Origin of the sequence: Inconstantimicrobium porci (genome assembly GCF_009696465.1) — a bacterium.
In the GTDB taxonomy this organism is placed as follows: domain Bacteria; phylum Bacillota; class Clostridia; order Clostridiales; family Clostridiaceae; genus Inconstantimicrobium; species Inconstantimicrobium porci.
In genome coordinates this window covers 97,757-123,784 of record NZ_VULX01000004.1, presented here as the reverse complement: position 1 = coordinate 123,784, position 26,028 = coordinate 97,757, and the positions used below count along the sequence as shown (strand labels likewise).

The 26,028-nt window shown below is 31.9% G+C and carries 21 protein-coding genes, 1 pseudogene and 2 other annotated features; of the genes and pseudogenes, 12 read left to right on the top strand and 10 right to left on the bottom strand.

Annotation, left to right across the window (positions count from 1 at the left end):
• Positions 1-29 precede the first annotated feature (29 nt).
• From glmU to purR, 3 genes and pseudogenes are all read right to left on the bottom strand, one after another.
• The gene (glmU, locus tag FYJ33_RS05080; protein ID WP_154530684.1) at positions 30-1,397 is read right to left on the bottom strand and encodes a bifunctional UDP-N-acetylglucosamine diphosphorylase/glucosamine-1-phosphate N-acetyltransferase GlmU; all 1,368 of its coding nucleotides are present in this window, start codon (positions 1,395-1,397) and stop codon (positions 30-32) included.
• A 150-nt stretch (positions 1,398-1,547) separates the two neighbouring features.
• Positions 1,548-1,826 (bottom strand): septation regulator SpoVG, encoded by a 279-nt coding sequence (gene spoVG / locus FYJ33_RS05075; protein ID WP_154530683.1) that lies wholly within the window; start codon positions 1,824-1,826, stop codon positions 1,548-1,550.
• Between the two features lie 153 nt (positions 1,827-1,979).
• A pseudogene (purR, locus tag FYJ33_RS05070) lies at positions 1,980-2,797 on the bottom strand (pur operon repressor).
• Positions 2,798-3,004: 207 nt separating this feature from the next.
• Here purR and FYJ33_RS05065 point away from each other — a divergent pair.
• Complete coding sequence (locus FYJ33_RS05065) at positions 3,005-4,054, top strand: HD-GYP domain-containing protein (RefSeq protein ID WP_154530682.1); 1,050 nt, start codon at positions 3,005-3,007, stop codon at positions 4,052-4,054.
• 96 nt (positions 4,055-4,150) lie between these two features.
• A complete protein-coding gene (gene murC / locus FYJ33_RS05060; protein WP_154530681.1) occupies positions 4,151-5,524 on the top strand; it encodes a UDP-N-acetylmuramate--L-alanine ligase in 1,374 nt (457 codons plus the stop codon).
• A gap of 215 nt (positions 5,525-5,739) precedes the next feature.
• Here the strand turns inward: murC and FYJ33_RS05055 are convergent, their stop codons facing one another.
• The gene (locus FYJ33_RS05055) at positions 5,740-6,312 is read right to left on the bottom strand and encodes a YdcF family protein (protein WP_154530680.1); all 573 of its coding nucleotides are present in this window, start codon (positions 6,310-6,312) and stop codon (positions 5,740-5,742) included.
• A gap of 517 nt (positions 6,313-6,829) precedes the next feature.
• On the opposite strand from FYJ33_RS05055, the gene FYJ33_RS05050 reads away from it, so the two are divergent.
• From FYJ33_RS05050 to FYJ33_RS05035, 4 genes are all read left to right on the top strand, one after another.
• On the top strand, positions 6,830-8,569 hold the full coding sequence (locus FYJ33_RS05050; protein ID WP_154530679.1) for an ABC transporter ATP-binding protein: 1,740 nt from the start codon (positions 6,830-6,832) through the stop codon (positions 8,567-8,569).
• The gene (locus FYJ33_RS05045; protein WP_154530678.1) at positions 8,570-10,351 is read left to right on the top strand and encodes an ABC transporter ATP-binding protein; all 1,782 of its coding nucleotides are present in this window, start codon (positions 8,570-8,572) and stop codon (positions 10,349-10,351) included. It abuts the gene before it with no gap.
• A 623-nt stretch (positions 10,352-10,974) separates the two neighbouring features.
• Positions 10,975-11,793, top strand: coding sequence for a purine-nucleoside phosphorylase (locus FYJ33_RS05040; RefSeq protein WP_154530677.1), 819 nt, complete (start codon positions 10,975-10,977; stop codon positions 11,791-11,793).
• A gap of 75 nt (positions 11,794-11,868) precedes the next feature.
• Positions 11,869-13,089, top strand: a complete 1,221-nt coding sequence (locus tag FYJ33_RS05035) for a NupC/NupG family nucleoside CNT transporter (protein ID WP_154530676.1) — start codon at positions 11,869-11,871, stop codon at positions 13,087-13,089.
• 205 nt (positions 13,090-13,294) lie between these two features.
• Here the strand turns inward: FYJ33_RS05035 and FYJ33_RS05030 are convergent, their stop codons facing one another.
• Both FYJ33_RS05030 and FYJ33_RS05025 read right to left on the bottom strand, forming a co-directional pair.
• Positions 13,295-14,374, bottom strand: coding sequence for a M24 family metallopeptidase (locus FYJ33_RS05030; protein WP_154530675.1), 1,080 nt, complete (start codon positions 14,372-14,374; stop codon positions 13,295-13,297).
• 90 nt (positions 14,375-14,464) lie between these two features.
• On the bottom strand, positions 14,465-14,629 hold the full coding sequence (locus FYJ33_RS05025) for a hypothetical protein (protein ID WP_154530674.1): 165 nt from the start codon (positions 14,627-14,629) through the stop codon (positions 14,465-14,467).
• A 181-nt stretch (positions 14,630-14,810) separates the two neighbouring features.
• Here FYJ33_RS05025 and FYJ33_RS05020 point away from each other — a divergent pair, with 181 nt between their 5' ends.
• The 3 genes from FYJ33_RS05020 to asnS all read left to right on the top strand — a co-directional run bounded on the left by FYJ33_RS05020 (position 14,811) and on the right by asnS (position 18,708).
• A complete protein-coding gene (locus FYJ33_RS05020) occupies positions 14,811-15,509 on the top strand; it encodes a metallophosphoesterase family protein (RefSeq protein WP_154530673.1) in 699 nt (232 codons plus the stop codon).
• Between the two features lie 102 nt (positions 15,510-15,611).
• Entirely contained in the window at positions 15,612-16,952 is a 1,341-nt protein-coding gene (locus FYJ33_RS05015) for a S41 family peptidase (protein WP_154530672.1), read from the top strand.
• A 55-nt stretch (positions 16,953-17,007) separates the two neighbouring features.
• Positions 17,008-17,242, top strand: a binding site (T-box leader).
• A 71-nt stretch (positions 17,243-17,313) separates the two neighbouring features.
• Positions 17,314-18,708: an asparagine--tRNA ligase gene (gene asnS / locus FYJ33_RS05010; protein WP_154530671.1), complete on the top strand. Its 1,395-nt coding sequence runs from the start codon at positions 17,314-17,316 to the stop codon at positions 18,706-18,708.
• 188 nt (positions 18,709-18,896) lie between these two features.
• On the opposite strand, the gene crcB is transcribed toward asnS, so the two are convergent.
• Positions 18,897-19,283: a fluoride efflux transporter CrcB gene (crcB, locus tag FYJ33_RS05005; RefSeq protein WP_154530670.1), complete on the bottom strand. Its 387-nt coding sequence runs from the start codon at positions 19,281-19,283 to the stop codon at positions 18,897-18,899.
• 149 nt (positions 19,284-19,432) lie between these two features.
• Here crcB and FYJ33_RS05000 point away from each other — a divergent pair, with 149 nt between their 5' ends.
• Positions 19,433-19,660 (top strand): hypothetical protein, encoded by a 228-nt coding sequence (locus FYJ33_RS05000; protein ID WP_154530669.1) that lies wholly within the window; start codon positions 19,433-19,435, stop codon positions 19,658-19,660.
• 143 nt (positions 19,661-19,803) lie between these two features.
• Here FYJ33_RS05000 and FYJ33_RS04995 read toward each other — a convergent pair whose 3' ends face one another.
• Entirely contained in the window at positions 19,804-20,838 is a 1,035-nt protein-coding gene (locus FYJ33_RS04995) for a YeiH family protein (RefSeq protein ID WP_154530668.1), read from the bottom strand.
• A gap of 143 nt (positions 20,839-20,981) precedes the next feature.
• On the opposite strand from FYJ33_RS04995, the gene FYJ33_RS04990 reads away from it, so the two are divergent.
• Together FYJ33_RS04990 and FYJ33_RS04985 are read left to right on the top strand one after the other, a co-directional pair.
• On the top strand, positions 20,982-21,869 hold the full coding sequence (locus FYJ33_RS04990; protein ID WP_154530667.1) for a LysR family transcriptional regulator: 888 nt from the start codon (positions 20,982-20,984) through the stop codon (positions 21,867-21,869).
• A 57-nt stretch (positions 21,870-21,926) separates the two neighbouring features.
• Complete coding sequence (locus FYJ33_RS04985) at positions 21,927-22,796, top strand: alpha/beta fold hydrolase (RefSeq protein ID WP_154530666.1); 870 nt, start codon at positions 21,927-21,929, stop codon at positions 22,794-22,796.
• A gap of 320 nt (positions 22,797-23,116) precedes the next feature.
• On the opposite strand, the gene argS is transcribed toward FYJ33_RS04985, so the two are convergent.
• Both argS and nrdG read right to left on the bottom strand, forming a co-directional pair.
• Positions 23,117-24,871, bottom strand: a complete 1,755-nt coding sequence (gene argS, locus FYJ33_RS04980; RefSeq protein ID WP_154530665.1) for an arginine--tRNA ligase — start codon at positions 24,869-24,871, stop codon at positions 23,117-23,119.
• A 140-nt stretch (positions 24,872-25,011) separates the two neighbouring features.
• Positions 25,012-25,223: a binding site (T-box leader), on the bottom strand.
• Between the two features lie 40 nt (positions 25,224-25,263).
• On the bottom strand, positions 25,264-25,773 hold the full coding sequence (gene nrdG / locus FYJ33_RS04975) for an anaerobic ribonucleoside-triphosphate reductase activating protein (protein ID WP_154530664.1): 510 nt from the start codon (positions 25,771-25,773) through the stop codon (positions 25,264-25,266).
• Positions 25,774-26,028 lie beyond the last annotated feature (255 nt).

The following is a 26,028-nucleotide window of genomic DNA, read 5'->3' as shown; positions in this document are numbered from 1 at the left end:
AAATTTTAGACTAATATATATAAATATATTTACTTATTAAAATTTTTCTTTATTACCCAGTTTTCTATGTTAGTCTGTCTGGCTCTTGCTATTGCAAGACTGTTTTCTGGAACTTCGTTAGTTATTGTTGAACCTGCAGCTATATAAGTATTATCTTTAACTTCTACAGGAGAAACAAGATTTGTATTACATCCTATAAATGAATGATTACCTATAATAGTCTGATGTTTTTTCTTACCGTCATAATTAACAACAACAGTACCACATCCGAAATTACAATGTTCGCCTACCTTTGCATCTCCTATGTATGTAAGATGCGCAACTTTAGTTCCATTACCTATTGAAGATTTTTTAACCTCTACAAAATCTCCTATTTTAACATTATCTCCAATAGAAGATTCTGGTCTTATATATGCAAATGGACCCACATGAGTATCAGAGCCAACTCTACTATCTATAATTACAGAACTCTCTACTGTAGATTTATTCCCTATAATACCATTTTTTATTCTGCAATTTTCATAAATTATGCAGTCTTCTCCTATTTCAGTGTTTCCTTCCAAAATAGTTCCAGGATAAATTATGGTATCCTTGCCTATCTTAACATCAGTTCCTATATAAGTGTTTTCGGGATTGATGATTGTAACACCATTAGCCATATGAATTCTGTTAGTTCTAAGTCTCATAATTTTTTCTGCTTCAGCAAGATGAATTCTTGAGTTCACGCCTACTGTTTCTTCAAAATCAGTAACAAATGCACCAACTTTTTTGTTTTCACATTTAAATATTTCTATTACGTCTGTTAAATAATATTCATTCTGTGCATTATCATTTGTAAGTTTGTCTAATGCATCTAATAAATTTTCTATATCAAAGCAGTAAACTCCTGAATTTACTTCTTTAATTTCTTTTTCTTCTGCATTGCAGTCCTTTTGTTCTACAATCTTTAGAACTTCGCCATCTTTTCTAACTATTCTTCCATAGCCAGTAGGATCATCGATCATTGCAGTAAGTACTGTTCCTATATTTTTATTATTAATATGTGTGTCTATAAGACTTTTTACAGTCTCTGGCATAATAAGAGGAGCATCACCTGCAAAAATAGCCACAACACCTTTTTTACCTCTTAAAAAATCCTTTGCGCATTTAACAGCATGACCAGTTCCAAGCTGTTCATTTTGCATAGAATAAGATACATTTCTTGATGCTGTTATATTCTTTACAATATCTGCTCCCTTACCTATTACTACATTTATGTCATTAAGTTCTGCCTGTCTCATTGTATCTATTACATGATTAACCATTTCTTTTCCACATACTTTATGCGTAACTTTTGGAAATTTAGACTTTATTCTTGTTCCCTGGCCTGCAGCCAAGATGATAACACACTTATCCATTTAAACACCTCTTTGTGATAAACAATTCATAAATTTAAACCTAGATTTAATTATATTTTATTAAGTGAACTATTTCAAGCATGGTAATCGTTTTAAAAAATTTGAACAAGGAAAAAAGTAAAAGGAAGACTAGCTTCCTTTTACTTTTTCTTATTCTTCTACTGGTTGTTCTTCGTTTTTAACTTTTTCATACTCGCCTAAAATAGCTTTCTGAATTTTTTCTCTTGTTTCAGTATTAATTGGATGAGCTATATCTTTAAACTCTCCATCTGGTGTTTTTCTGCTAGGCATAGCGATAAAAAGACCATTTTGTCCTTCAATAACTTTTATATCATGAACAACAAATTCATTGTCAAAAGTTACTGAAACAATAGCTTTCATCTTTCCCTCTGCAGTAATTTTTCTTATTCTTACATCTGTTATTTGCATTTGACACACCTCCAGTTGCCTTGTTATATACTATATTCTACACAACAAAGGAAATTCCTTCTATTTATTATTTTTTTTATAATTTTTTTTGATTTTTTGCAGAATTAAGCATAACATTGCATATTGGGCAAGAAAATATCAAATACAATAAACTTATCTAAATTTTTCTGATGGAATCATACTAATTTCTCCATCATCATTTACACCTAAAAAATCAACTATAGCTGTATAATCTGTAACAAGCTTCTTTTCGCTTCCTATGTTATCAATTAGTATTCCGATACCTATAAGTTCGGATTCAAATTCGCCTAATAAGTCTACTATCCCCTTAGCAGTTCCTCCGCCCTTCATAAAGTCATCTATAAAGATACATCTGCTGTGTGGCTTTAATGTCTTCTTAGATAATGACATCTGTTGTATTCTTCCTGATGTTCCTGATACATAATTTATTGTCACTGTAGAACCTTCAGTTATTTTAGTATCTCTTCTAGCTGTGATAAGCTGAACACCTAAGTTTTTAGCAACTTCATATGCTAAAGGAATCCCCTTAGTTTCCACTGTCACAACATAGTCAATATCTTTATCTGCAAAAGAAGATGCAAGTATTACTCCTGCCTTGCTTATAACATGAGGATCAAACATTACATCAGTCATATATATATATAATTTCCAGGAACAATTCTCTTCTTATCTTTAAGCATTTCACACAATTCAAGTGCAAAAGATTTCTTTTCATCCATACTCATACCCGGTATAAACTTTATTCCTCCAGCAGCCCCTGCTATTGTTTCTATGCTTCCTAAGTTTAGTTTTTCCATTACTTTTCTTACAATAAGTATATCTTCGCTTATAGTTGACTTTGCAGCATTTAATTTTTCTGCAAATGTACTTAACCCTATAACTTTATTGGGGTTTTCTGTAAGTATTTTGGTTACAACAACTATCCTGTTATTTCTAGTTAACTTCTCCATATTTTCACCTATCTTTTTATTTTAATATTCCAATATCTTACGAACTATATTATTAATATTATCACATATTATTCATATTGTAGTAAAGAGCTATATTTTTTTATAGCAATAATCATTAATAATATTTTTAATTCTATTTCACATTATATAGCAAACATTATATAATACAATCAATATTTTACACTTATAGTAAGGGTTGTGTTGCTTATGTACTCAAAAAAAATACTCATTAACAATTTAAAAAAAGATATGGTTACTAGCGAAGACCTAGTAATAAACGGAAGAAAATTGCTTAATAAAGATTATACTATTACAGAAAGCATTTTAAATGCTCTTAAAGATAACTATCCTTCGTATTACATTTCAATATATAACAATGATGGTACAGCTTTTATCGAACAAGAAAATTCCAAGCTTGAAGCATTAGAAAAAAATCTTGCATCTACTCAAACATTAATAACGAACTTATTCGCAAAACTAAAAGAAAAAAATGCTGTAAGCATTGCAGATTTACGTCCTATAACTACAAATATACTTGAATATGCTAAAAAATATTCTACAAATATAATAAAGCTACTTAATCGTTCATATAAACCTGATGAATATCTGTATGGTCACAGCTTGAATGTTTCTATTTTATCAGTGATGATTGGTATATGGCTTAATATTCCTAAAAACTCATTAAGCAATCTCGCTACTGCAGGCATACTGCACGATATAGGCAAGCTGAATATACCCGATAAAATTATCAATAAAAAAGGTCATCTTACATCTGATGAATTTAAAATATGTAAGAATCATGCATTAATGTCTTACGAAACAGCCAAAAGAATTTCTCTTATTAGTTCTTCTGTCCTTCAGGCAATCTTGTTTCATCATGAAAGATTTGACGGCAGTGGTTATCCTACTCATTTAAAAGAGGAGACAATTCCACTATTTGCAAGAATAATCGCTGTAGCAGATGTCTTCGATGCAATAACTTCAAACCGCTGCTACACAACTAAAGAAAGTCCTCTTTACGCTTTAAAGCAAGTTTATGAGGAATCATTCTCAAAACTTGATCCAAGAATTTGTACAACCTTCATTCATAACATTGCAAAATTTTATGAAGGTCAGAAGGTACTTCTTAATAATGATAAAACAGCTTCTATATTAAAGGTGAATATGAATAATTATTCAAAGCCAATAATATGTTTAGATAATGATGTTATAGATCTTTCAAATCAGAATGAACTATCAATTGTAGATTTTTCATAATAATTATCTCTTTTATTGTGTTCATTTTAAAAAAAATGTATATAATTATAATGTATTGATATATGAATTTATTAGACTTTAAAGGAGTTGATATTTTTGTCTTTTGATTTTATAAAAGATAAGCACAAGAAGGTCCACTTTATCGGAATAGGTGGCGTAAGTATGAGCGGACTTGCTGCGGTATTACTAAATAAAGGCTACAGAGTATCTGGAAGTGATTTCAAACAATCTCCTACTACAGATAAATTAGAAAAAATAGGTGCTGAAATATACATAGGACATCGCTCAGAAAATTTAAAAGATGTTGACCTTGTAGTATATACAGCTGCAATACCTAGTGATAATCCTGAACTTGTCTCAGCAAAAAATCAGAATATTCCAATGATGAACAGAGCTGAGTTCTTAGGAAGAATAATGCTTGGTCATAAATATAATGTTGCAATCTCAGGTACTCATGGAAAAACCACATGTACTTCTATGGTTTCACATATAGCCCTTGATTCTAATCTTGACCCTACAATCCTTGTTGGTGGAGATCTTGATATAATTAGCGGAAACTACAAAATTGGTAACAGTGAATATTTTATCACAGAAGCATGCGAATATAAGGAATCATTCTTAAAGTTCTTCCCTTATGTAGGAATCATTTTAAACATTGATGCTGACCATCTTGATTACTATAAAGATATAGATGCAATAGAAGAAGCTTTTCATAAGTTTGCTATGCTTATTCCAGAAGACGGCTTCTTAATAGGAAATGCAGAGGATGAACGTGTAGTAAGAGTAATGAAATCTGCTAAATGTCATGTATTAAGCTTTGGTTTCGAAAATGCTGATGTTACTGCTCAGGATATCACTTATGATGAAAGAGGCTGCGCATCATTTGATGTATACAGAAAAGAGAAAAAGCTATTTACTCTTTCTTTAAATACACCAGGAAAGCATAACGTATTAAACGCTCTTGCCTCAGTATGCGTTGGCTTAATCTTTAATATAAATGCTAACAACATGATTAATGGATTATCTGAATTCAGAGGAGCTCACAAACGTTTTGAATACAAGGGTGTTAAAGACGGAGTTACTGTAATTGATGACTATGCCCATCACCCAACAGAAATAAAAGCAACTTTAAGTACAGCAAAGAATACAAAGCACGATAAGATTTTCTGTGTATTCCAACCACATACTTATACTAGAACAAAATCATTGTTCGATGAATTTGCTAGTGCTTTTAATGACTGTGATGAACTTATTCTTATGGACATCTATGCTGCCCGTGAAAAGGACACAGGTCTTGTAAGCTCAGATCAGCTTGGAGATGCAATCCGTGCAAATGGACAAAAATGTGTTAATGTCCACTCACATGAAGAAGCATATAATTACGTAAAAGAACATATCAAAGCAGGCGACTTACTTCTTACAGTCGGAGCTGGAGACGTAGTTAAAGTCGGAGATTTATTCCTAAAATAAGATAAGAGATATGAAATCAGAGAGATGAGTACTGGACGAAATTTATTCACTAAGTTTATAAATTTCTAAATCCTAATGGAGGTTTCACCTCCAAATCTCTGCTTCTATCAAAAAAGAAATCTTAAGGGGAATTTGTCCCCTTATTTTAAAACTCCCTTAGGGGAGTTTTTTCCTTTTCTCTTCTCTCTTAGTTCTTATCTCTTATCTATTAAGTTTTAAAACACATCTTTAATTATGGCTGGAACTTCACGAAGACCTCCGTATATTTCAGTTTCCATATATTTTTTTGAGAACGTTCCTGAGTATGATGCATTCACACCATTCTTCTTACAAATAATTGATGCTCTTCTTAAATGGAATAAATTCGAAACAACTATTACGTTGTTAAAATTATTTTTCTTAATAATATCATTTGAAAACTTTATATTTTGACGAGTATTTTCAGATTTATCTTCCATCAGGATCTTATCTTCTTCAATTCCCTCTTCAACAAGTATATTCTTCATACACTGTGCTTCTGACATATCTTCTCCGTTTCCTTTTCCACCTGAAACAATAATGTACCTTACTTTATTCTCCTTATACAGCTGCGCTGCTCTTTTAGTCCTCTGTTCAAGAAATGGTGTGGGAGAATTCCCTTTTATTCTACAACCTAAAACAACTGCCGCATCTGCTCTATTAACATTATCAACCGGCACTGTCCAAATATACACCTGGAAAGCTGCAATAAAGATAATTATTATAGATAGCAACATACATATTCTTTTCCTCATATTCTTCTTTATCATAATATACCTCTTTTTTACACTTTGTTAACATTATTATATAATGCTTGTACTATATTGTAAAATTAATAATTTATTACACTTATTAAAATTCATTTAATTCTTTTAATCTTTGCATATTGACAATATATTATTTACCATTTATACTTTAATTATACTTATTTTAGAAAAGGAGGTAGTAAAATGATTAATTATGTATTTAAAAACCGTGTGGTTTTAAGACAAACTAAATCAGCTTTTATTTATGGCTCTACCTCTGATTTAACGTTAGATTCCTTTTGATTTATCGACAAGATATTGAAAAAGCACTGAACGTTATCGTTCAGTGCTTTTTTATGTCTAAGATTGATTTTGATTAAGCAGAGCATGGGCATAAATATATGTACATGCTCTTTTTTTGTGCTCTTTTCGAGAAACGAATAGTGAATAGAGAACGAAGACTCATTTATCAAAGGCTTATTATTAAATCAAAGAATCTACAGAAAATATAAGGTATTAAACAACAAAGGGGGTTATCTTAATGGAATTATTTAACAAGTATATAAGAAAACATTATAAATCCTTTATAATTCCTATATTATCAATGATTATCTGTATTATAGGCGATACTTTATCGCCATATATTCAGAAATTACTTCTTGATAATGTCTTTTCAAAAGGAAATGCTTCTTTACTTGGGAAACTTTTATTATTACTTTTTATAATATCTGCAGTAAAAGCTATATTCGCATACTATAAAGAATATCTTTTCGATATTATATCCGCAGATATTACACGTTCAATAAGAAGTGACTTATTCAAAAAAATACAGACTTTTGAATTTTCCTACTTCGACAACATGAATACAGGAGAACTTATGTCAAGAATAAGTGAAGATGCTGATATAGTATGGCAGACAATTTCTTTCGGCTTAAGGCTTTTTATTGAAAACTTAATATATTTCCTATTAAGCTCCATAGTAATGTTTTATTTAAGCTGGAAGTTAGCACTTGCTTGCATCGTTGCTCTTATTCCTATTGCTTATCTGACAATAGTTCTTCAGAAAAAGCTGTCACCTAACTACGAAGCTTTAAGTGATCAGACTGCAGAGATAAACTCTACTGCACAGCAGAATATAGCTGGTGTAAGACTTGTAAAAGCTTTTGCACGTGAAAAACATGAAATATTGAAATTTTTAAACACTAACAAAGAGTATTACTCATTAAATATGAAGCTTGCCAGAACAAACAGCAACTTTCTTCCTCTAATAGATTTCCTTACTAATCTGTCACTTGCTGTAATGGTAATTTTCGGAGGATATCTTGCTATTGTTGGAGATATCACTTTAGGTACACTGCTTGCATTTAGCAGCTACATTCTTACTCTTGTAGGATGTATGAAAATGTTTGGAAACCTTACAACTCTTCTTGCTCAGAACAAAGCCTCTGCAAAGAAGATATTTACTATATTAAACAGAGATTCAAATATAGTATCTAATAACGACTGTTATAAACCTAAAACAGTTAAAGGTCATATAGAATTTAAGAATGTCAGTCTTAAATATAATAATGAAGTTGTTCTTAACAATATAAATATTGATATTCCTGCTGGTAGTACTGTCGCCATTATGGGTACAACAGGATCAGGAAAGACTTCATTACTAAATCTTATAGGCAGATATTATGATGTTCTTGATGGTGAAGTTCTTGTTGACGGAGTAAACATCAAAAAATGGGATCTTAACACTCTTAGAAGCAATATGTCTGTTGTCTTCCAGGATACTTTCCTATTCTCTGATACAATAGCCAACAATATCAGATTTTCAAATGAAGAAATTTCTGATGAAGAGCTTGTTAAAGTCAGCAAAGAGGCCTGTGCTTATAACTTTATCACATCCTTAAATGACGGCTTCGATACTCTTATAGGCGAAAGAGGACTTGGTCTTTCAGGAGGACAGAAACAAAGACTTGCCATAGCAAGAGCTCTTGCAAGAAAGTCTAATATTCTTATTCTTGATGATGCAACTTCAGCACTTGATATGGAAACAGAATTTACACTGCTTAAAAACCTTAAAGAGAATAAGAACTCAGAAGCTACTACTTTCATAGTTGGACATAGAATTTCAGCTGTCAAAGATGCTGATATAATTCTTTTCATGGAAAATGGACATATTGTTGAAAGCGGAAATCATGAACAGCTTCTTAAGAAAAAAGGATATTACTATAATATCTATAAAGACCAGTTTAAAGACTTTGATGAACTAGAAAGCGAGGTGGTATAAATGGCACATAACGCTATTTCACAAGACGAATTAATTGCAAAGCACTCATCGTTTACTACAATAAAAAGAATTTTATCATACCTTAAGCCCTATAGGCTAAGAGTTGCAGTCATCATAATGCTAATGCTTATTGTTATGGCATGTAACGTGCTTATTCCATATATGCTTCAGGTTTCAATAGATACCTATGTATCTTCAAAAAATGTACAAGGTCTGATAAAATTCGGAGGGTTGCTGCTTCTTATAAGCTTTGTTTCCATGGTTGTTTCAAAATATAGACTTCTATGGATGAATGAACTTGCAAATAAAATATTAATCAATATAAGGCATGAATTATACACTCATATACAGACTTTATCATTTTCATTTTTTGATAATAGACCAGTTGGAAAGATTCTTGCAAGAGTTGTTGGAGATGTATCATCACTTCAGAATCTGTTAAACACATGTGTAACTAATACTATTCCAGATTTATTTACACTAGTTTTCGTAATGATAATGATGTTTTCAATGAATCCAAAACTTGCTGTATGCAGTATTATCATAATTCCTGTACTTATGATTTCAATGTTTACAATTGAAATAAAGGCTACAAAATTATGGGCCGATTCAAGACAAAAGCGTTCTAACTTTATAGCTTATTCACATGAAGCTTTTTCTGGAATAAAGGTTACAGAAGGATTTAACAAGGAAGACTTTAAAGCAAAAGGATTTTATAAATCCGTATCTGATCATGTAAATGCATTTGATACAGCTGTAAAGGTTCAGGATTTATTCTGGCCTACAGTTGATATATCCCAAGGGATAGGCACTGTTATTGTATTCCTGGCAGGATATTTTCTTGTAAAGAATGGTTCTCTATCATCTGGTACTTTAATTGCCTTTACTATGTATATAGGAATGCTTTGGCGTCCAATAATAAATCTTTCAGATTTTTATACAACACTTATATCAAACTTCTCAGCTGCTGAAAGGATATTTGATATTCTTGATATAAATCCTGATATCAAGAGTGATACAAATGCGCTTATAATGCCTGAAATAAAAGGAAATATACGATTCAAAAATGTTGACTTTTTCTATGATAAGGAAACTCAGGCTTTAAGCAATATAAACTTTGAAATAAAAGCAGGACAGAAAATTGCCTTTGTTGGTGAAACAGGTGCTGGCAAATCAACAATTGCTTCATTAATAAGTAGATTCTATGATCCTCAAAAAGGACAAATTCTCATTGATGGCATAGATATAAAACATGTTGATATCGAAAGCTTAAGAAGCCAGATGGGAATAATGCTCCAGGATACTTTCCTATTCTCTTCATCAATAAAGGAGAATATCCGCTATGGAAAACTTGATGCAACTGATGATGAAATCATCGCAGCAGCTAAAGCAGTAAATGCACATGACTTCATTATGAGTCTGGAAGATGGCTATGATACAAATGTAAATGAAAGAGGTTCAAGATTAAGTCTTGGTCAGAGACAGCTTATCTCATTTGCCAGAGCTCTGCTTGCTAATCCGAAGATACTTATTCTTGATGAAGCAACCTCTAATATTGATACCCATACAGAAAGACTTGTTCAGAAAGGAATTCAGAAGCTGCTTACAGGAAGAACTTCTATAGTAATTGCTCATAGACTTTCAACAATCAGAGACTGTGACAAAATCATGGTTGTATCAGATGGTAAAATAATAGAATGTGGAACTCACGAACAACTGTTAAGGCAAAAAGGAGCCTACTACGATTTATACATGGCACAGTACAGCTTCCTGTCAGCATAAACTTGTCGGACAAGTAAACTACTGTGAACTGTATTTTTAACTACTTGTTAGATAACAATATAGAAATAAGTTATGAAATCAGAATTAAGAGAGCAGAGAAAAGGATGAAACTCCCCTGTGGGAGTTTCCATATAAGGGGACACATTCCCCTTATAACAGTTTGAAATATTAAAAACTAGTTTTTAATGAACAAAGTGAAATTACGTTCAGCAATTCTACAAGAGGTTTGGAGGTCATCCTCCATTATGATGTAGAAATTTATTTGCTACTTAAACGCAGCGAATAAATTTCATCCACTTCTCTAATCTCTGCTCTCATATATCTTATCTATTAAATGACACATTAACTTGAAATCATTATGAAGATTTTTTGTTTAATGTGTTATTTTTGTTTTACATTATGATATACTAATTAGTTATTTAAGGTAATTGTTATTTACTTATTGACTATTGCTTAACTTTTATATAATATACCATATGGGATTTCTTAAATTATTTTATAATATAAGAATAACTAATAATCTTCAAACAAAAGATATATAGTGAAATAAAATATGAAAAATTATTAACGTTAAAAGTTTCTTAATTGAAATTTGAAATAATAAGCAGAAGGAGATGTGCATTATGGATTTATCCACAAAACTAAAAGAATCTGCTGATTTTATTCTATCTAAAACTAAGTTCAAGCCTGAAATAGGTCTTATTCTTGGTTCAGGACTAGGCGCAATCGCAGATAAAATTGAAGATGCTGAACATTACAATTATAGTAATATTCCAAACTTCCCTGTTTCAACAGTTGCAGGTCATGCTGGAAAACTTGTAATTGGAAACTTCCAAGGTAAACAAGTTGTAGCTATGCAAGGAAGATTTCACTATTACGAAGGTTACGAAATGGATCAAGTTACTTTCCCAGTTCGTGTAATGAAACTTTTAGGAGTGCAAACATTAATAGTTACAAATGCAGCTGGAGCTGTTAACAAAGACTTTAATCCTGGCGATCTTGTACTTATCTCAGATCATATTAATCTATCAGGAAGAAATCCGCTTATAGGAAGAAATCTTGATGAATTTGGTCCTAGATTCCCTGATATGTCTAATGCATACGATAAGGATTTACGTACAAAGGTTAAAGAAATCGCGAAAAATGCTGGAATAGAATTAAGGGAAGGCGTATACACAATGCTTAGTGGTCCAACTTATGAAACTCCTGCAGAAATTAGAATGATTAGAACTTTAGGTGGAGATGCTGTTGGTATGTCTACAGTTCCTGAAGTAATAATTGCTAATCACTGTGGATTAAAAGTAATTGGTGTTTCTTGTATGACTAATATGGCAGCTGGAATCTTAGATCAGCCACTATGTCATGAAGAAGTCATGGAAACTTCAAACAAAGTAAAAGCAACTTTTATAAACCTTATGACAAACATAATTAAAGAAATTTAATTATAAAGCGAAACCGGGGATAAAATTTATTTACCCACTTAAAGATAAAATATTAAAGGATACGGTGAAAAAACTATGGATAAATTTATAGGAATTATCGGAATTATTGTACTTCTTGGAATAGCCTTCCTATTCTCTGATAACAAAAAGAGAATAAACTGGAGATTAGTTATTACAGGTATAGTAATACAGTTCGCATTCGCATTACTTATTTTAAAAGTTCCTGTTGGACAAAAAATATTCGCGGGATTAGGCAACGCAATCTCAACACTTTTAGACTTTACAAAAGAAGGAACTTCTTTCTTATTCGGATCACTTGTTGATACTGATAAATTCGGAGTAATCTTTGCACTTAACACATTACCTACAATAATATTCTTCTCAGCTTTTGTTGGTATACTTTATTATTTAGGAATAATGCAATTTGTTATTAAATATGTTTCTAAGTTTTTCTCAAAAATATTAGGAACAAGTGGTGCTGAATCATTAAACTCAGTTGGTAACATATTCTTAGGCCAGACTGAAGCACCATTATTAATAAAACCTTATATCAATAAGATGACAAAATCTGAAATTATGGCAGTTATGACTGGTGGTATGGCAACTGTAGCTGGCGGTGTTATGGCTGGATATATAGCAATGGGAGTTAATGCGGCACATCTTCTTGCTGCAAGTATAATGGCTGCTCCTGCAGGACTTGTTTTTGCTAAGATATTAGTTCCTGAAACTGAAACTCCAGAAACTATGGATGGTGCAGAACTAGAACTTGAAATAGATCATGCAAATGTTATTGATGCTGCTGCTTCAGGTGCAAGCGACGGCCTTCAATTAGCACTTAATGTTGGAGCAATGCTTATAGCATTCGTTGCATTAATAGCTTTAGTTAACTTCTTAATAAGCTCAATATGTGGATTATTCGGAGCTCCATACATAAACTTAAACTGGATACTTGGAAGAATATTCTCACCTATAGCTTACTTAATGGGTGTTCCAGCATCTGATATATTTGCAGCTGGTGACTTACTAGGACAGAAACTTGCTATTAATGAATTCGTTGCTTATGGAAGTTTATCAAAATATATAACAGCTGGTACACTTGCTCCTAAGACTATAACTATATTAACTTATGCTCTATGCGGATTTGCTAACTTCAGCTCAATCGCTATACAGATAGGTGGTATAGGTGCTATGGCTCCAAACAAGAAAGGATTAATCTCAAAGTTAGGATTAAAAGCACTTCTTGGTGGATCACTTGCAACATTCTTAACTGCAACAATAGCAGGACTTTTAATATAATTTAGAATTTAGATTTTAAAATATTGATGTTGAAATTCCTACGGAATTTCTATGATTGAATAAAGAAAACAGCACTGCTTTCGCAGTGCTGTTTTTAATTTATAAATACTAAATTAGAGGTTTGGAGGCACAGCCTCCATTTTAATTCAGAAATCAGCCTGCTGATTTCCTCCTCAATTCTACATTCTAAATTTTACATTCTACATTATTTAAGTATAATCATGTCCTTTGGGTATGCATTAAGTACTTCGCATCCGTCTTCTGTTACCATTACAAGGTCCTCAATTCTTACTCCAAGATTTCCTGAAAGATATATTCCTGGTTCTACTGAGAAAATCATTCCTGGTCTTAATACTTCTGTATTAGCTGAACTTACATCACCAAAATCATGAACTTCTATACCGATACTGTGTCCAGTTCTATGTGTAAAGTACTTTCCATAGCCAGCTTTTTCAATAACATCTCTTGTAGCCTTATCAACGTCACAGAATCTAGCTCCTGGTTTTACAGCTGCTATTCCTGCCTTATTAGCTTCAAGAACAAGGTTATATACTTTCTTTCCTTCTTCAGTAGGCTCTCCTAAAAATACTGTTCTAGTCATATCTGAGCAATAGTATTCATTTCTGCATCCCATATCAATGATTACTGTATCACCACTCTTAGGAAGTGAACCATCACATTCATGATGTGGATCTGCTCCGTTAGGTCCATAGCCTATTATAGGTGAGAATGAATTACCCTGAGTACCCATATCTGCAAATATGTTACCTACTTCAGATGCAACTGTTTTTTCTGACTTATCCATTGATAAGAACTTAATAACTTTATCGATAGCTTGATCATTAAGTTTTGAAGCCTTTCTCATTAAGTTTTTCTCATTTTCATCCTTTATCATTCTTACTCTGTCAAGAATATGTGAACCATTAACATAAGATTTTGCTGCGCTCTTTTCCATAAGGCTGATAAGGAAATGGCAAGGCCAGTTTTTGTCTACTCCAAGTGCTTCATTTTTATCCACAACAGTTAAAATATCATCAACAGGGTTATCCACATCACTGTGCCATTTTAGTTCAACACCAAGATCTTCGTTTATAGGGAAAAGCTCATTAATAAACATCTTTGTAGTTCCATCAACGTTTATGTACAAAGCAATCATTCTTTCTCCACAATCAATCCACTTTCCTGTAAGGTAGAATATAGATGCAGCAGATGAAACAAGCATCTGTTTTAATTTCTGTTCTTTCATTCCTTCGATTACTCTGTTAAGTCTATTTTTATCAAGCATATTATCACTCCTTATTTGCATGTAAATCTACTATGCTTTTAGTATACATTTTTATATGTATATTTAAAATACCTTAGCCTCACAATATTCTTAAAGTATTAACTTTTTTATTATTTTAATTCTTTCACTATACTTCACTAATAATCCACATATAATGAAATAACAAAGCATAGTTCCAACAATTCCTGCCACAATATTATAATGACTGAAATCATATATAGCAGCATTTCTTAACTTAGGAACAACCTTTATCATATTATTAATATCAGGGATAAAAAAACTTACAGTTAATAAAGCCCCTAGAAAATACTTAATAATATGATTCTATTACCAAAATAGTAATTGCTCTCCAAATAAAATATATTAGATAAGACTGGTTTAAGTGATATAATATTTATTGTATTAATGAAGAAAATTAAACGTGGAGGCATAACTTATGAAAATAGCAATAATCTCTGATATACATAGTAATCTTTACGCTTTAATGGAGGTTTTAGCGGATATAGATAATGAAAAAGTGTCACAAATAATCTGTCTTGGTGATCTAGTAGGATATGGATGTCATCCAAATGAAGTAATAGCATTAATAAAACAGAGAGACATCTTATGTTTAAAAGGCAACTATGACGCTTCAGTTGTGGACAATGCCTACTCATATATAAGAAATACAGATTTAAATTCATTTTCACTACCATGGACATATGAAGAACTTAGAGCTTCAAATAGGTTCTATCTATCTTCACTTCCTGAAACTATGACTCTTGAATTTGAAGGTAAAAAGATAAAATTCGTACACGGAAGCCCATTAAAAATAAATGAATACTTAACAGAAGATAATGAAAACATAGATGAAATAATGGCAAATCTAGAAGAGGATGCTTTAGTATGTGCTCATACACACATCCCATATATAAAGCAGTTTGGTAGCAAACTTTTAGTTAATGATGGAAGTGTCGGCAAGCCAAAAAATGGACAGCCCGATGCGACTTATGCATTACTTGAAATTGAAAAAGACCAGCCTATAAAAGCAAAAATAAAAAACGTTCCATATGAATTCACAAAAATAATGAAAGACATGACAATGAAACGATTTCCTAATAGACTTATAAGTTCATATGAAAGCGGCATAGAGTAATTTATTTAATAATTGATTCAATATCAAAACTTCTAATTTAGAATTTAAAAGTACCTTTGACTAGATTTATAGAATAAATTAGATTGGGGGAGGGATTAAAAAATGAAAACTAATTTCAGAAGATTTCTTGCAGTGTTATATGTGGTTGTTTTCTTGATAGTTGTATATTTAAGCAATGCTATAAACCACTCAATATCTCCTGCCAAAGTAATAAACAAAACTAATGATGCCCCTTATAATGATGATTTACAATTTTTCAAAAATGATCTCCCTAAGTTACATCCTAATTTATTCTATAAATACAGCAAATCAGACTATTATAACAAATTAAACTATCTTACAAAAAATCAGTCTAAATATTCTATAAATGACATGCGTCTTGAATTAATGAAGCTTACAGCATCAGTTGAAGATGGCCACACCACTGCCTATGTAAAATCAGCAAAATATTTTCCTTTTTCAGCTACATGGTTTGATGATAATTCACTAAGAATTACTGCAGTTACAAAAGAGTATAAAAAATATCTGGGATACAAAATATCAAAGGTTAATAATCTACCAATTAATGATGTAATAAAAAAGTTAGATGCTGTAACACCTAATGAAAGTAGTAACTGGTTAAAAAGTAAAGCCTCTAAAAGCCTTCGTAATTACGAACTCTTAAAGCTACTAGGAATTGCAGCAAATAATACTATAACCCTAGCTCTGAAGGATTTCTCAAATAAATCTTTCAACGTTAAATTTAAGGCTATAAACAAACAAGACTTTAAAAAGCTAGTATTTCTTGATCTGTTATATAATCAGAAAAACGTTCCTGCAAAACCCAAAAAATCAAATCAAAATTATTGGCATGCATATGATAAAGACAATAAAATCTTTTATTTCAAATACAAATCATGTATGGATGCAGCTACAGCAAAATCTATAGGTGAATCTCAGTTATCTTATTCAAATGATATAAATCTATACTTTAATAGCCTAATAAAAGATTTTAATAACAGCGATGCTGAGAAATTCATTATAGATTTAAGAGACAATGGCGGAGGTAACCCTGAACTTATAAAGTATCTTATTTCAAACTTAGCAGTTGACCCAAAATTCAAAAATATAGCTGATAAAAATAACAGGCTGTTTATTTTTACAAATGAATCAACATTCTCGGCAGGTGTATTTGCCGGCATTGACTTTAAAAATGCCTTTCCAAATTCAAAAATCATCGGAACAAGTACAGGTGGACTCAAAACTGTATTCTCAAATCCAAAGACAAAAGTTTTAAAAAATACAAATATGTATCTTTCCTATGCCACTGATATATATCCTAATAATAAAACTATGGACAGAATGCCACTTATTCCAGATATAGAATCACTAATCAACCTTAGGGATGCTCTTATCGGCATCGATTATGATTATAAATTAGTAAAAGATTCGAACATTAACTAATATAATCATTGCAAATAATAAACTTATAATGTAAAATCTTAATTGTTAATAAAAATTTATGACAATGATGAGAAGAGTAAATATAGATTATAGTTTTAGCGAGTGGACGGTGGTGCAAGGATCCATACTATTTCTTTATTGAAGAACGTCTCTGAGTTTCTATCCGAACTCTCGGTTTTTTGAGACAGTAGGCCTAGACGATTTCAACCCGTTACAGTTGAGCGTATTATTAAAGAGGCCTATTTGGCAATTTGGGTGGTACCGCGGAATTTTAACCTTTCGTCCCAGTGTGGATGATAGGTTTTTTTATTTGAAATTACTTTTAGCTAATTTATATTACACATGAAAGAGAGGATTTTTTATGAAAGATGTAGTTTACATTAAGACACTTTACAGAAACGAAAAAGATTATGTAGATAAGAAAGTAAAAATCTCAGGATGGATAAGAACTTTAAGAGCTTCAAATGCTTTTGGTTTTATCGAAGTTAATGATGGTACTTTCTTCAAAAACATTCAGGTAGTTTTTGATAACAAACTTGAAAACTTCAAAGAAATATCAAAGCTTCCTATAAGTTCATCAATATCAGTAACAGGTACTCTTGTAGCAACTCCAGATGCAAAACAGCCATTTGAAATTCACGCTGATGCAGTTGTAGTTGAAGGTATGTCTAACTCAGACTTCCCTCTACAAAAAAAGAGACACACTTTTGAATACTTAAGAACTATTTCTCACTTAAGACCAAGAAGTAATGCTTTCTCAGCAGTATTCAGAGTTCGTTCAGTTGCTGCTTATGCTATACATAAGTTCTTCCAGGAAAGAGACTTTGTATATGTTAATACTCCACTTATAACAAGCTCAGACTGTGAAGGTGCAGGCGAAATGTTCCAGGTAACAACTTTAGACATGAAGAACCCACCATTAACAGAAGACGGAAAGATAGATTACAGCAAAGATTTCTTTGGCAAACAGTCTCATCTTACTGTTTCAGGACAGTTAAATGGTGAATCTTATGCTTTAGCATTCAGAAATATCTATACTTTCGGACCAACATTCAGAGCTGAAAACTCAAATACAACAAGACATGCTGCTGAATTCTGGATGGTAGAACCTGAACTTGCTTTTGCAGACTTATCTGACTACATGGACTGCGCTGAAGAAATGCTTAAATACGTAATCAACTACGTTATGGAACAATGTCCAGAAGAAATGGAATTCTTCAACAAGTTCATCGACAAGGGATTACTTGAAAGATTAAATCATGTAGCAACTTCTGACTTCAAGAGAATAAGCTACACTGATGCTGTTGAACTTCTTCTAAAATCAGGAAAAGAATTTGAATACCCAGTTAAATGGGGAGATGATCTTCAAACTGAACACGAAAGATATTTAACAGAAGAAATCTTCAAGAAACCAGTATTCGTTACTGATTATCCAAAGGATATCAAAGCATTCTACATGAAGCTAAATGATGATAATAAGACTGTAGCAGCTGCTGACTGTCTTGTACCAGGAATCGGAGAAATCATCGGAGGAAGCCAGAGAGAAGAAAGTCTTGAAAAACTTTCAGCTAGAATGGATGCTCTTGGCCTAGATAAGGAAACTTACTGGTGGTACCTAGAACTAAGAAAATACGGAGAAACAATGCATTCAGGATTCGGTCTTGGATTTGAAAGATTAATCATGTACATCACAGGAATGTCAAACATCAGAGATGTTATCCCATTCCCAAGAACTACAGGACTTTGCGAATTCTAATAAACTATGACAAAAAGCAGAAGGCATCATAATGTGTCTTCTGCTTTTTTATTTTAAGATTATATTTTTATCTCAAAAGATGCAAGATTAGTATTTAAGTAGAGTTTTAAAGAGGATACCTCCTCTTTTTTTAGAAACTCCATAAGAGTTTCATCCTCAATTCTACATTCTAAATTATAAATTCTTAATTAATGTTGTATTATCCTTCCCAGGAACATTCCTAAAGAAACTCCTATTAAACTAAGAAATAAGTTTAATGCAGCATTGATTCCTCCCATCATTACTTTACCTTCACCTATAAGTGTTATTGTTTCATATGAAAAAGTAGAGAAGGTTGTAAGTCCTCCCATTATTCCTGTTGTAAGAAATGTTTTAAGTTCTGATGAGATATTTGATTTCTTACTCATTTCCATTATAAATCCTATAAGAACAGCTCCAAGTATATTCACTATAAGTGTTCCCATTGGTATGCCAATCTGTATCCCTTTATTAGCTTTGGCAGAAATAATATATCTTAATGCTGCACCGATAAATCCACCACATCCAACAATTATTACAATATTAAATTTATGCATTATACATCCTCCTTTCTAAGCAAGAGAATTCCATTCCCTAATATGAAATAATTATATCATCATTTATTATTTCTATGTATAGATATATCTATCGATTTAATGTACACTAGATTAGGTATATCAAACTAAAATAAGGGGGGGGTTGAACATTGTTGGAACATAATTTTGTAGCTTGGGGGACTACATGTAAATGCGGCAACGATATAGAAATATTAGTAACTAATCATCATCCATGGATTGAAGATAACTTTACTATTAAAACTCGCTGTAATAAATGTGATAACGAAGTTATTATAGACAGAAATGATGCTGAAAAATATTATAACAAAAAAATGAATACGAAAAAAGAGGCTGGAAGGTTTCTCTTGAATATTTAGACTGGTACAAATACGGATATTTTATAAAAGCATTAAAATAAAAAAGGGTGAAAGACATATTCCGAAGTCTCCGCCCTAACACGCTCCAAGTCGTTTCTTCATATGTCTTTCACCCCTAGATTACTAAAGGACAAAAAGTAATCTTACTTTCTAATTAATAATGCTATTAATGTAATTGCTGATATTATCTGCACAAGTCCTATGCCAACTGCATACATAGAAACTTTCTTACCCTGTCTCATAAGTTCTTTTACATTAACTTTAAGACCTATAGCTGCAAGAGCTATTATTTCAAACTTATTGCTTAGAGCCTTACAGAATGCAGATACTTCAGGTGTAATAATATTAAGTGAAAATAGTGCACATGTTATAAAGAATCCAATAACATACCATGGAACCTTAACTCTACCTCTCTTTTCTGCTACTATTTCCTCTTCAATTATTTCTTCATTAGTCTTATGCTTTAAATGCCCAAATACAAGCACAACTACAACAAGCATAATAACTCTTAATATCTTAAATATTGTTGAAAGATCCTTAACCTGTTCATTTACCATTGCACCACTGGCTACAACTTGCCCAACAGACTGAAGAGTTCCACCAATCATCGCTGATGTTTTCATAGCTTCATGGTTATAAAGAATTCCTGATATAAGCGGAAGAAGAAACATAAGAACAATTCCACTTACATTAACAATTGTAATTGCAATGCCTTTTTCATCGTCATCAGCATCAATTACTGGTGCTACAGCTCCAATTGCAGATGAACCGCAGACAGCATTACCACTTGCCATTAAAAATCTAAAATTCTGGCTGAATCCAAGCTTCTTTCCTATTAATAAAGCTGCTACTATTGTTATAGTCATCTGTAATATTATAAATGCAAAACCACCTACGCCAAGTTCTATAAGAGTTGAAACACTAAGTGTTGCTCCTAAAAGCACTATAGAATATGACAATAAATCTGTTTCTGAAAATTTGTATCCTTTAATAAAAACCTTCTGTTTAAAAAATAAGTTTCCGACTATCATTCCTAAAAATATTGCTATAGTTGCTGCACCAAGCTTAGGCACAAACTGTGCAATAAACATACTCGCAAGGGCTACTGCAAGTGATACTATAAAACCAGGTATTATATCTTTAATACTCTGTATGATACCTTTTTTATCTTTAGCCATAAATCAAATCTTCCTTTCATTACGAATTTCTGTTACTGTCATAGTATATATCTGATATAATAATAAGTAAAATAAATATAATGAATACTAACCATTAAAGATATTAATCATTAAATAATACATTAAGTTAAGGAGGTCTATCTTTGTTTGAAGAATTAAAAACATTTATATCTGTTGTAGAACTAAAGAACTTTACTAAAGCTGCCGCAGCCTTGAATTTATCTCAACCAAGTGTAAGCACGCATATCAAAAACCTTGAAAATCACTTTGGCGTAGTACTTATTAACAGATCAGTTAAGCAGAAAAATATTATTATAACTGAAAGTGGTTATAAGCTATATGCACGTGCAAAGGAAATACTTAATCTGCTTGATATTACATATAGCGACCTCCATAATATACCTGACACAATAAGTGGCACACTGAAAATAGGTGCAAGCCTTACAATTGGTGAATATATACTTCCAAAATTTCTATCATATTTCCTGAAGAAGTATCCTTACATTGATGTAGAAGTTTCAATTAAAAATACTTCTTCTATATGTTCTTATGTCAAAAACCTTTCTATTGATTTAGGTCTTATAGAAGGTTCTCCTACAGTATCAAACATAAATCAACATTACTTCTTTGAAGACTCCCTAGTTTTAGCTTACCCAGCAGATGAAAACTTATTAAGAAACAAAATTTCTACAGAAAATCTTCAGAATAAAAACTGGGTTGTACGTGAAGAAGGTTCTGGCACAAGAGAGTATCTAAATCTTTTTCTTGCACAAAATAAAATTACTCCAAAAAGTATAACAGTACTAGGCAGCAACTATGCTGTTAAGGAAGCTGTAAAAGATGGTCTAGGTATAACTGTAATATCAAGCCTTGTAATTGAATCTGAAGTTAAAAATAAAGAATTAAATATACTGCCTCTTGATAAGTCCTTTAACCGTCATTATTCATGTATTGCACCAAGCAACATAAATAAAACAGAAGCATGCAGTATTTTCATCAAAGAACTTGCGGTATATTTTGGTAAAATGTAGTAATACCTTGAATATGATAGTTTAATAACTTAAACTATATATAGAAAGGAGTTTACCGTGAATAGATTCAAAAAGTATACACTTAACATAATTATTTCTTTCACAATCTTATTTTTATGCGCAAATTTAATTTCATATTTTGCTGTGCGTATATTCTTAAAAGATGAGCAGAAGATTACTACAAAGATAAATGATGTATCGATTTCTTATACAAAGTCAGGAAAAGGCTTACCTGTTCTTCTTATACACGACTTTAACAGTAGTTCTGATGAATTTGGCAATACAGCTGCAGATCTTTCTAAGAGTTACACTGTAATTTCTATGGATCTTCCTATATACGGCTCACAAAACTCAAAAGTTGATTATAATGTGAATAATCTTGCCGAACTATGCAATAATTTTATGTCTTCTTTAGGTTATAATAGCTATTATGTAATAGGTCATGGTGCTGGTGCTAACATTGCTCTTGAAATGTGTAGAAACTATACATCTGTCCAAAAAACAGTGCTGGTTTCTTTAAAAGAAAAGAACTTAACTGCAAAGCCTAATATAATGACCTGGCTAAGCAATAAGTCTTATTTTCTATATATGATAGATTATGCTACTAAATTTTTAAATCTTCAGCATATAGATATGACTATATTAGAAAAGAACTTTAAGGCAGTAAGCAGAATTCCATATGAATCATTTAAAAAAGCGTACAATGCTAATTTCGACTACAAATCTGAAACTAATGATAAAAATCTCAATGGTGAAGTTCTTATAATAGATGGTAAGAATTACGATGAAGCAAGCATAGATTATGCTTATACACTATTTTCAAAACATAACAACTTAAAGATTCATACAATAGAAAATTGTGGCTACCATCCACAAATTGAAGCTGAAAAAATGTTCTTAAGTTCTGTAGAAGAATTTCTAAAATAAAATAAAAGGGTGAAAGACATATTCCGAAGCCTCCGTCGACACGCTCCAAGTCGTTTCTTCATATGTCTTTCACCCTCTTGATGACTAAAGGACGAAATTGCATTCTACCATTTTTTGTATCAACCTGTAAATCCTTTGTTTTCAATGCTTTACAGATTAAAATTTTACCTTTTTCAATGCAATTTCCTTGAGCATTAAAAAATAAAAGCAGAATGAAGAAAGAGTTTTAATGGGAATCTGTCCCCTTATTCATTGGTTTGGAACTTCCTCTGGGAGTTCCAGACTAAACTCTTCACTCTTCATTCTGCTTTATTAATTAACTACATCTTTTCTGGTACTTCTATACCTAATAAATCAAGACATTGTTCAATAACTCTCTTAACTAAAGTTATCATAGCTACCCATGAAGACTGTTTTTCTTTGTCTTCTTCAGAAACAATCTTGTTACTGTTGTAGAATCTGTTGAATATATTAGATACGTCATAAATATATTCACATATCTTATGAGGAGCTCTTTCAGCATAGCTTGCTTCAATAACTTCATTAAACTTAGTAAGCTTAAGCATTAAGTCTCTTTCTACATCGCTGTAAGGCTTAATAATAATCTCTTCTCCAGTAGGATTTACCTTTGAAAGTATTGACTTAATTCTTACTACTGTATATAGAATATATGGACCAGTATTTCCTTCAAATGCAGCAAATCTGTCTATATCAAAGATATAATCTTTAGTTGCCTGATTTGATAAATCTCCATACTTAAGTGCTGCAAGACCTACTATTCTAGCTGTATCTTCAACCTTATCTGCTTCAACTGAGTTGTTAGCTACTATCTTGTCTCTAACAGCTGATTTTATTATTTCAATAAGATCATGAAGTCTCATAACTCCGCCTTCACGAGTCTTAAATGGCTTGCCATCTTTACCATTCATTGTACCGAAGCCTATATAGTCAAGTGTCTTATCTTTATCAAATATATGAGTCTTCTTTGCACATCTGAATAACTGGTTAAAGTGAAGAGACTGTCTCTTATCAGCAAGATAAATTATTTCATCAGGATTATAATCCTGAACTCTCTGAACTATAGTTGCTAAATCTGTTGTACCATATAATGATGCTCCATCAGATTTTAATACTAGGAATGGAGGAATTGGTGCTTTATCAGTTTCTTCTTCTACATCAACAACAAGCGCACCTTCACTTTCCTTAGTATATCCATTGTCTTTAAGGTACTTAACCATGTCAGGAATAAATTCCTGCGCATCGCTTTCACCTTTCCAAAGATCAAAGAAAACATTTAAGCTTGAATAATTCTTCTTTAAATCAGCAACAGATACATTTAATATATGCTGCCATAAAGCTCTATATCCTCTTCTACCTTGCTGAAGTTCAACTGTAGCTTCTCTTGCTTCAAGCATTGCATTTTCATCACTCTTAGCAAGTTTACTTGCCTTTGGATATATATCTTCAAGCTCATCAATAGTGAATGGAGCTTCCTTTGGATATTCTCCAGTAAAGCTTTCATCAAAGTATGGAAGACCTGGCTGACGTCTCTTAACTTCAGTGATAACCATACCTATCTGAAGACCCCAGTCTCCTAAATGAACATCACCTATTACATTGTGTCCTAAGAATTTAGCAGTTCTCTTGATGCTTTCACCGATGATTGCAGAACGTAAATGTCCAACATGAAGCGGCTTTGCAACATTAGCACCGCCGTAATCAACAACAATGCTCATTGGATTTTCAGCATTTGAACATCCACACTTCTTATCTTTAGCCATATCATTAACATATTTAACTAAGATTTCATCTTTAACTTTTATGTTGATGAATCCTGGTCCTGCTATTGATATTTCTTCGAAAGTATTAAGTGAGTTAAGACTTTCTACTACTTCTTCTGCAATATTTCTTGGTGCTTTTCCATATTTCTTAGCAGCTGCTAGTGCACCATTACACTGAAACTGGCAAAGATCAGGTCTGTTTGAAACATTAACCTTACCATATTGTTTATCATATCCGTTTTCTTTAAACTTTGTAGATACAATATAGCTTATCTTTTCAATAAACTTATCCATAAATACCTCCTAGTAATTATTAATTATCATTTCTCAATTTTCATTTGGCATTAACTATAATACAGAATGATACCCTGCTTGTAAAAAACAATACAATAACAGAATATTTTAAGAGCAAAAAAAAACATCCTTCTCTTTATATAAGAGACGAATGTATTATTCCGCGGTACCACTCAAATTAACTAAAATTTAGTTCACTCAATGCTTTAACGCAGCAAACGGCTTATCTCACCTGTAAGGCTTAATATCTTCTCCAAGATTCTTTTCTTTATTTATATCCTACAGGACTTACACTCTGTTCCTGCTCGCTAAAAGGAATCTAAATAAATACTCTTCTCTTCATTGAATTTACTTATTTGATATTGCCATTATATACAAAACGTAGTTTAATGTCAATAATCCATTTCAACAACTTTTCCTTCAGACAAACTCTTCTGAACATCAATTATTCGCTGATTAGCTGAACCTCTGAATTTAAGCCCTTCCTGCATCTGTTCTTTTATGAAAACTCCATCAACAAGTACATCTATATTGTTAAGAAACTCTTTCCATCCCTTTTTATTATCCTTGTTTTCAAGAATTTCTTCATATGTATAACCTGTATAACACCATATGTTAAGATGTAAATTTCTGATTTTCTCAGCCATATAAGTACACTTATCAGCCTGTTCAAATGGATCGCCACCACTAAATGTTACACCTCTAAGCATAGGATTATCTCTAAGGTCATCAATAAGAGCATCCATGTTTCTATCTTCCCCGCCATTCATACTGTGAGTAGTCGGATTCTGACAGCCAGGACAATTGTGAATACATCCCTGAGTAAAGTATACCCTTCTCATTCCAGGACCATTAACAAGACTTTCATAAGTAATGCCAGCAAGCCTAATATTTTTATCCATAAACAACCACTCCTTCTTTTACACAACTCGGTAAAATTTCATACTTAATTTAAAATTTAGAATGTAGAATTTAGAATTACGGATTAAACTCCCTTATGGGAGTTTCAGCCAAGGCATAAGCGAATATACCAAATCGAAGATTTGGTATGCTTGCTTAAAAAGAGAACTTCGCCCTCTTTAAATCTCCTAATTAAATAATACAGAGGTTTGGAGGTTATACCTCCATTATACTAAAGAAATCAGTTAACTGATTTC